The 1,107-nt window shown below is 60.2% G+C and carries 1 protein-coding gene; it reads right to left on the minus strand.

Annotated elements, in window-relative coordinates:
• A partial coding sequence (locus GIW02_RS26995) for a hypothetical protein (RefSeq protein ID WP_236422220.1) occupies positions 1–1,107 on the minus strand: 1,107 nt, incomplete at both ends.

The following is a 1,107-nucleotide window of genomic DNA, read 5'->3' on the forward strand; positions in this document are numbered from 1 at the left end:
CTTCAATCACTGGCACATCGTTGTGCAGGTTGACGGTCGGCTGGCCGGAACCCGTGGAGTTCGCGCCCGATGGATCGGTCACAGTCAGGTCGATCTTAGGCAGCTGGTTGCCCGCGTTGACGTAGTCAGCGCCCTTCTGAGTCAGCACAACGTTGTTGCCGTCGATGGCGTAGTAGCCGTCGGTGTTGCTGTTGCCCGTGAAGGAGATGGTCAGGCCTTCGCGCGGGGTTTCTTCGTCGGTCGCGGTGAAGGTACCGGCGACGGTGCCTATTGCGGCGGAGTTTTCTTCAATCGTGGCCGGAGCAATTTCAATGACCGGCACGTCGTTGTGCAGGTTGACGGTCGGTTGGCCACTGTTGCTGGAGTTCGCGCCCTGAGGGTCGGTGACGGTCAGGTCGATTTTTGGCAGTTGGTTGCCAGCGTTGACGTAGTCAGCACCCTTCTGAGTCAGCACAACGTTGTTGCCGTCGATGGCGTAGTAGCCGTCGGTGTTGCTGTTGCCCGTGAAGGAGATGGTCAAGCCTTCACGTGGGGTTTCTTCGTCGGTCGCGGTAAAGGTACCGGCGACGGTGCCTACTGCGGCGGAGTTTTCTTCAATCGTGGCTGGAGCAACTTCAATTACCGGCACATCGTTGTGCAGGTTGACGGTCGGTTGGCCACTGTTGCTGGAATTGGCGCCCTGAGGGTCGGTGACGGTCAGGTCGATTTTTGGCAGTTGGTTGCCGGCGTTGACGTAGTCGGCGCCCTTTTGGGTCAGGACGACGTTGTTGCCGTCGAGGGCGTAGTAGCCGTCGGTGTTGCTGTTGCCCGTGAAGGAGATGGTCAGGCCTTCGCGTGGGGTTTCTTCGTCGGTCGCGGTGAAGGTACCGGCGACGGTGCCGACTGTGGCGGAGTTTTCTTCCAGAGTGTTGGCAACGACTTCAATCACCGGCACGTCGTTATGCAGGTTGACGGTCGGCTGGCCGGAACCCGTGGAGTTCGCGCCCTGAGGGTCGGTGACGGTCAGGTCGATTTTTGGCAGTTGGTTGCCGGCGTTGACGTAGTCGGCGCCCTTTTGGGTCAGGACGACGTTGTTGCCGTCGAGGGCGTAGTAGCCGTCGGTGTTGC

It is taken from the genome of Pseudomonas syringae, from assembly GCF_021606685.1.
In the GTDB taxonomy this organism is placed as follows: domain Bacteria; phylum Pseudomonadota; class Gammaproteobacteria; order Pseudomonadales; family Pseudomonadaceae; genus Aquipseudomonas; species Aquipseudomonas syringae_R.